The following is a 7760-nucleotide window of genomic DNA, read 5'->3' as shown; positions in this document are numbered from 1 at the left end:
ACACAGACCGTGCCCCCCGGCCGCGCCTACCGCGCCGAAACCGGCATCGAACTACAAGCCGCCCTGCTCGACCCAGACCCCACCGGCCAAGCCCAGAACAAGGCCCTCGCGCGCATCGCCGAGCGCGCCCGCGAGCGCACCGGACCCGACGCTCCCGCGCTGCTGCGCGTCGACCCGCTGCCGGCCAGCCTCACCTACACCCAGGCACGCGCCCTGCACACCTCCACCGGGGTCAAGACCGGACCCCTCTGGGGTTTGATCGGAGTCGGCGGGGACGAGACACGCGCCTACGGTGTGGACCTGTCCGCCGGCAGCCCGGCCATGCTGATCGCAGGCCCCCCGCGCTCCGGGCGCAGCACCGCCGCCCTCACCCTCGCCCAGTTCTACCTGCAGCGCCGCACCGAGATCATCGTCGTTGCGCCCCGCCCCTCACCGCTGCGTGGACTCGAGGGTCGCGCCGGCGTCCTCGCACTGCTCACCAGCTCCCAAGTCACTGCCGAACAGCTGACCGCCGCGTTCAACCGGCGCACCAAGAAGCGCCTCGTCGTCATCCTCGACGACGCCCAAGACCTGCGAAACTGCGACGCCGGAACCCTCCTCAGCGACACCCTCAACCGCACCGCGGGCGACGGCATCGGCCTCGTGATCGCAGGCGACCCCGAAGAGCTGTCCACCGGCTTCAGCGGCTGGCTCGTCGACGCCAGAAAAGCCCGCCGCGGCTTGCTCCTTAGCCCCCGCTCCACCACCGACGGCCAGCTAACCGGCATCCAACTGACCCGCGGCGACACCCAGAAACCCGTGAAACCCGGCATCGGCATCCTGCACACCGGCGACGGCAAACCCGTCACCATCCTCGTCCCCCACACCACCACCTGACGCCCGAATGGATCAACAGTCGAGAGCCGCTGCAATGAGGTCCGCCGCCCAATGGGAACCACTGAGCGATCAGAGTGCCCGATGCCGTGAACAGAGCGGTCAAACGTACGACAGTCATGCCGAAACCACGAGCCGATCAGCAGAAATTGACTCCCACGTTTCGAGGCCTCGCCGATGCGGCTTCTTCGGGCCGTAAATCACGGTTCTGACTGCGTCCCTTCGGGTAGTCACGTATCGTGTGACGATTGGTGGATAGGAACGTCACGCTCTGCATTAAGGATCAAGATGCATGATCTCAGTGCGAGACGAGAGAACCTTAGCCGTTGGCGGAGCGCTGGCTGGATAGCTGCCCCGGCTGGGTAGAACTCTTCGTGACTGACGGTTGATGTGAAGGAGCGGTGTGGCCGTCACTCCGGCAGTACGCAGGGCGAGCCGTTGGCAGGATTCTGTCCGGCTGTTGTTGCTGCTCGATGCAGCGGCCCGGCCGCCGGCTGCGGCAGACCCGGTGCCCGGGATGACTGTAGGGGTGGTCCGTACACAGGTGCGCCTGCAGAAGCTCGATTTCTGGGTGCGCAATCCGGATTACCTGGCTTATGAGTTGATGAACGAGTACGAGGCGGCGCCGGATGAGGTGGGACTGCTCGACCTGGCCTCGAAGATTCTCGAGTCGGATGAGCCGGACCTACGACGGTTCCCGATGTTGCGACACAAGTTCGGGGCGTTCGAGGAGTTGGACGACGCGCTCGCTCCTCTGGTGGAGCGCGGGTTGATCCGCAAGACGCAGACTCTCGGCCAGAGCCGGGTCCTCGAACATGTCTATTTCCTCCTCGAACGCGGGCGCGAGGTCGCGCGCTCAATGGTGGACGAGGCTCCCGCGCTGGAGTGGTACGTCGAGCGCACCAAGCTGGTTGTGGCGCTTGTCGACGGCTTGGGCGGCACCCAGATCAAGAACCGTCAGTACCTGGTCCAGAGCTATGCCGATACGCCGTGGCAGCAGTACATCGGGTCGATCACCGAGCAGGCTCGCGCCCGGCTTGCCGGATTGAAAGCCCCCGTTTCTGTATCGGCGCCGGACGTCAACGAGGAGGCTTCGTGACTGCGATCCCGAACGCGGCATCGGAGAACGTGGCCGTTGTCCCCAGCGCCAGTGAGATCTTGCAGCAGGTCGCGGACAAGCTGGGATTGACTCCTGTCGAGGTGGAGCGGTCACTTGCCGAGGCGAACATCACGCTGAAGAGCCCGAGCGCGGCCGACCGGCGTCTACGGGTGCTGAGGCTGCGGGCGCAGGGGGTTAAGCACTCCGGCGAGCCGTTCGCTGTGGAGCAGGCCTTCTCAGCCGGAGTGTGGGCTATTGTCCACCCGGACAACAGCGCGGGTAAGACCAGTCTGCTGGAGTTCTTGGTCTGGCCGCTTCGCGGCGAGCCGCGTGACCTGCCGCCCGACGTCCGCTCGTGGCTTCGGCACCTGAGCTTGGACGTTCTGGTAGCCGGCCGCCCAATCCGTATCGCCGTGGATCTCGACCCCGAGGCCCACCCCTCGGTGACGTCCCGAATCCTCGCCGCTGATACTGCTGATGAGCTTTTGGCGACCCCTGACGACGCAGCGCTTCGGCCACTGGAGCGTGCTTCCGGGATCGAGGAGACCGGCCGCAGTATCGGTGGGTTCTTCCTCGATGCGCTGCGGATGGGGCAAACCAGCCTGTGGCAGGCGACCGGGGGCGCGGACGGCGAAGGGGCGCCGCAAGTCCACGGATGGGCGGCGTACTTCGGCGCGTGCTACCTCAATCCAGGTGGCGATGACATTCTGCTCGGCGACGTCAACGCCGTCGGACTGTCTGCTCGACTGCTGGAACTGTTCGTCGATATTCCTTACAGCACCGTGCTCACGCATTTATCGTCCGCGGGGAAACGAGAGGAGAAAGATCTTGCTCAACGAAAGCGCCGCGCTGAGCAGGACGCGGCAGCGCGCGTGTCCGACAGGGACGTTTGGCTGAGCGAGCGCAACGCACTCAGCCGCGAGATCGAAGAGCTGCGCGATGCGGCGCGCGGTGACGTAACTCCTGCGCTCAAAGCCGCCGACGCTGCGGCAGCGGTGCTTCGCGGCAACCAGGCCGTGCTGGAGGCAGCCGAACAGGCAGCGGATGACGCGAAGTCGATCAGGGTGCGGGCCGAGCAGGCATTGCTGGATGCCCGCGAAACGTGGCAGGCACGGCGAGTGCTGGGACGTCTCGACCCGGTGTGCTGTCCTCGGTGCGAGGAACCCTTTGAACAGCAACGGCGCGAACAGGAGCGGGAGCAGGCCGCGTGCACGGTATGCACCCGGCCGCTGCCAGCGGTCCACGAGGAGACGGCAGAAGCATTGCTGGAGGGCCTGACGGAACGGCTGAACGAGGCAAAGGACGCTGAGATCGCCGCGAACCAGAACCGGGAGGCCGCAGCCGACGCAGTCGGCACCGCCGTGGCCGAGCAGCAAGCAGCCCTGACTGCTCTGCAAAACGTCTTGGCGACGTCGCAGAATCACGAGCGTCTGCGTGAAATGGAATTACAAGCCGCACGGCTGGAAGGGCAACTCGCCGCCACCGGGGCTGCGCCCACCTCGGCGCCCGTCCCGGTGTCCAGCCAGGTGGTGCAGGCCGTGTATGAGGTGGTACGCGGGGTGGTCGACGAGTCGGCCAAGCGGCTGTTCCCCGCGATGAACAGCCAGATCGTGGAGCTGGCAACGAGATTCGGGGTGCAGAACCTCGACAGCGTCCGGCTGGACCGCTCGGGCAGGGTCAATGCGGTGAAGGCCGGCGTGCGAACCTCGTTCAAGAAACTGAGCCGCGGCGACCGACTGCGCATGCGCATCGCCACTGTCATCGCACTGCTGCGGGTCAGTGCGAGCCGGGGCATGTCCACACATCCCGGTTTGCTTCTGATCGACTCCGTCGCCACCGAAGAAGTCACGGAGACCCCGGCGCGCACACTGATCGCCGAGCTGCAGGCCATCGCCAACGAGATCCCCGATCTTCAGGTCGTATTCACAACCGCCCAGCCCGAACTCGTGGACGCACTGCCCGCCGTCCATCTCATTACCCGCAGCGGGGAGCACCTGTTCTAGGATGATCTTTTGCTCGTGGCACCGATCAGAAGGAGGGAGAGAGCGGTGGCTTCCGGCGTGGACCAGGCATTGCAAGCCTGGGCTAGCCGCGCGACCGAGGACGAACTGAACGCCGGACCGCGGCTGGAAGACCTTGGCGGAACCGACGCCGTCCTGGCTGAGGCCGCCGCCATCGCCACCGGTCCGCAACTGCCATACCTTCTTGCCGCTCTCGCCCGCGGGCTCGACTCCCTACCCGAGGACCAAGCCACACCCTTGCTCGCCGCAGCCGCCCGCGGCCTTTTCGAGCCCCACGCGGCTTGGGTGCTGAGCGACGCGATCGACGTCCTGTGCGAACACCCGCAGCTCATCGCACGCTTAGGAAGCCAGACCACGCGGAATCTGGCTGTACTCGCCGAAAACGCCCTGGCCGGAGATACTGATGCCGCCCTCGCCCGTGCAGCCATCGTCGGCCTGCTGCGCTTGGCCGTGGCCGGTCAGACCTCCCCACACCGCCTACTCGCACTCCTGGCCGATCTCACCGGCACCGAGGCGGCCGATGCTCTAGATCGGCTGCCGATTCTGATCGGCGTCGCCCATGATTACTTCGCGGATGCCGAGAGCCTGCTCGGCGTCCTCGCCAAACTTGAAAATCGACCCGACCTCGCGCCAGCCACGCGGGCCGATGCAGCCTTCGAACTGGCCTTGGCCGATGAGCGCGCCGCCCTGCAAGCCCCCGACCGAGCCACCGTCGAGGACGGACTTCGCCGCGCACTCATGCGATTCGCCGAGCTTGACCGCACCCACGAATCCCGGCTCGACGCCCGAGCTCACGCAGCTGCCATCGAAGCCATCCTCGCCTTTGCCGAACTGGAACACGACCCGAGCGGCATCGCGCAAGAACGCCTCAATGGCGCCGCCAGAAAACTGGATATCACCGCCGCGAACCTGGCAGCCTGGACCAGCGGCCTGCACCAGCTCGAATGGCTCAGCGCCCGCGGCGAAGCACAGGCTGCCTGGTCGCGGCTGGTGACCACACTGCGGACCGGACAAGCGCATCTCGACCAGCCCAGCTGGTACAACCCGGCTGGCGCACTCAACGATCTCCTCCAAATCTACCTGGCCAGTCGCAGCATCCACGCCGGTGCCGGCGGTTCTCATGGAATCGCGGTGCTGATCAACCCCACGGTGGAAGCACCATTCATCCGCCACGAAGGGCTGTTGTTCCACCTCGAGCAAGCTCTCGCCGGTGATCCGCTCTTCACCGACCATCCTGACGCCCGTGGCCTGTACGAGGCAGTCGAGCGGCGGCGACACGCCAGCGCTATCCCCACACGGGAGGGGGTGCCGGGAAAAGCCCTGGCGGGCCGACCCGCACTCGCCGCACTCTTCGGTCCTGACGCCGCACTGCGCGACGACATCGACCCTCAGCTTCTCGACCAGCTAGAACAGCGTTTAGCCGAAGCCGCCAAGGGCTATACCCCTACCGGCAACGCCCTCTTCGACACACAACTGGAGGGCCTCCTAGAGATCCTCGCGACCAGCTCCGGCTGGAAACCCAGTGACAACCATTTCTTCACCGGACTGCTTGACCAGTTCCTCCGCTTCCTTTACTCCCGCTTCGACGCACAGTCCAACCTTTACGGTGAACGAACCGCCTACCTCGGCCTGCCGAAGAAAAAGGCGGACGGCGCCCTAACCCACTGGAACGAAAAGCACCTCCAAGACGACTTCCACCAGCATCTCAGCGCAGTCTTCACTCCAGGCACCGTGCAACGGGAGCTTTGGGATGTCGCAGGCGGTCGCGCCGACGTTATCTACACTCCCCAGGCCGGCAGCCGTTTCGTTACCGAGGTCAAGTGGCGGCCTTCCTCATGGACCCGGGAATCCGTCGAGCGAGACTACGTCGCACAAGCCGCGAACTACACCGCCACCGGTCCGCCCTTCGGGCTGTTACTGGTCGGCGACTACAGCGATCACTCGCATGGCTACAGCAGTGTCGAAGACAGCGTCTGGATCATCACCCACGCGCGCAGCGTCACCGAAGTCCCCCGCCAGATTGTCGTCGGCGTCCTACCAGTCGGCCGACCGACCCCATCAGCCCTGCGCGCCGCCTGAAGTTGTCTGGTCGAGCTCGATCAGCAATGCCCGGGGCATCTGGGAAGCAGTGCCCGCAGTCGAGCCTTGACAAGCCGCCACACAGTCCCTTTCTGCAGTGGCTTGGGGCGGTCTGGGTGTGGCCGGGAGCAACGTGACCCGAGGTGCCCGGGATGACGCCGCTCGAATGCGCGGAGGGGGGCTACTTGATGACGGCTCGTCAGGCAGGAAGCGATTCCGCCGCCTCCATCGGGCGGGTCAAGACAGCACACACTCCATAGTGATCTTGAAAGAACGCAGGTCAGCGGGTTGCGTCGGACCGTTGCCATGGACCGATGTGTATGGATCCCCGTCGAGCCTTCGAACCCTCGCAAGACTGTGCAGGAAGGGGCCTTCCGGGCGTGTTCCCCAGCTGAGCGGTTGTCCTCTGGCTGTACTGGCTTGCTTCCCGCGTCCTGGTTGCAGCGGATTCGGTCGTTACTCGGGCGGAGGTTTTCCGTCGCTCTCGATCATGAAACCGTCGGCGGGCAACTGGTGGAGTTGGTGCCGATCGAGGGCGAACACGCCGCCTGCAGTCGTGGCGCAGATGCCTGATGGGCTACCCACGCCGGTCTTCGCCGTGATACCCGGGCACCTGGAAACTGATGCGCACCGGTTCCTCGGATACACGGGCCTGCCGAGGTGCGACGACGGGCCGGCTCAACGGCGTATGCCCATAGAGGTGGCTGTGCGTGTATCGAGCCGGGTGATGCGCTTTGTGACGGATGGGTGGGTGGCGAGAAGGCGGCTGTAGGTGCTCTCGCGCTGCCGCCGTGCGTCGACGCCGCTGTCGAGGTCGTGGGAGAGAATCGCTCGCAGTTCGCCGCCGTAGCCGAGTTGCAGCGCCACGTCGTCGGCTTGCAGTTCCTCGAAGCGCCGTGATGCGGCGTGTAGAAACGGCATGACAAGAATTGGAATGGCGTACGGCGCGATAACGATGGTTACGAACCCTGCTACGAAGATGAAGGCTATGCCCACGAGGAACCCCTCGGATAGCAGCCCCACGCCCACTCTCGTGATCAAAGCGAGGATGGCGCGGATGGCGCGGAATGCAGTACGGCCCGGCAGCGCGTACCAGGAGATGAGCAAGGTGACCGACGTGTGGTTCTTGAGATGATGCCCCAGTTCGTGTGCTAGCAGTGCCTCGGCCAAGGGGGGTGGCATTCTCAGCGCCCGGGGTGTTATCGCGACGATGTGGCCGCCTGTCGCGGACGCGTTCACATCGTCGTGTTCCTCGATCCACAGGGTGAAGGAAGCTGGGTCGATCCCGGCCCGGTTGCAGACCCGGGTCCATAGAGAGGTGAAGGTAGCTGTTTCGTATGGGGTGGGCCGACGGAGCCGGAAGAGGGATGTCGCAAGGATCTCCTCCGCAGTGCCTACGAAGGCGAGCGCACCCGAGGCCAGCCATCCCAGCAGGCCGATCAGAGCGATCATGGTGCCGCCGAGTGTGCCGATCAACCAGACGATCAGCGCAGAGGTGAGTAGGGCGGGCAGGCAGACCAGGACGGATACGGCAGCGGGTACGTCGATCCGGCGGCGTGCCGCGAATTGTTGCGGCATTGCCTGGCCTGGTGGGGGCCAGTCGTTCCGGAAAGTTGGACCGGGCGCTGGAATCCGCGCCGCGCTCGAAGATTGGATCATGCCCGGGGTGGACGTGGGCGGGTACGGCC

Annotated in this window: 5 protein-coding genes; 4 read left to right on the top strand and 1 reads right to left on the bottom strand. The window is 65.5% G+C overall.

Features of this window, described 5'->3' with window-relative positions; translation table 11 throughout:
• The 4 genes from KGA66_RS26935 to KGA66_RS26920 all read left to right on the top strand — a co-directional run.
• Positions 1-876 (top strand): AAA family ATPase (locus KGA66_RS26935; RefSeq protein ID WP_211472032.1); only part of this gene is annotated, 876 nt, incomplete at its 5' end.
• A gap of 400 nt (positions 877-1276) precedes the next feature.
• Positions 1277-1972 carry a hypothetical protein gene (locus tag KGA66_RS26930; protein WP_211472030.1) on the top strand — a complete coding sequence of 232 codons (696 nt, stop codon included), beginning with the start codon at positions 1277-1279 and terminating at the stop codon, positions 1970-1972.
• Entirely contained in the window at positions 1969-3975 is a 2007-nt protein-coding gene (locus KGA66_RS26925) for a hypothetical protein (RefSeq protein ID WP_211472028.1), read from the top strand. The genes KGA66_RS26930 and KGA66_RS26925 overlap by 4 nt, the downstream gene beginning before the upstream one ends.
• Before the next feature lie 45 nt (positions 3976-4020).
• Positions 4021-6072: a hypothetical protein gene (locus KGA66_RS26920; RefSeq protein ID WP_211472026.1), complete on the top strand. Its 2052-nt coding sequence runs from the start codon at positions 4021-4023 to the stop codon at positions 6070-6072.
• A gap of 678 nt (positions 6073-6750) precedes the next feature.
• Here KGA66_RS26920 and KGA66_RS26915 read toward each other — a convergent pair.
• Positions 6751-7760 (bottom strand): M48 family metalloprotease (locus tag KGA66_RS26915; protein ID WP_211472024.1); only part of this gene is annotated, 1010 nt, incomplete at its 5' end.

The organism is Actinocrinis puniceicyclus, assembly GCF_018283645.1.
GTDB lineage: Bacteria > Actinomycetota > Actinomycetes > Streptomycetales > Catenulisporaceae > Actinocrinis > Actinocrinis puniceicyclus.
Note: the sequence above shows the minus strand (reverse complement) of the source record. Positions and strands in the feature narration are given on the sequence as shown.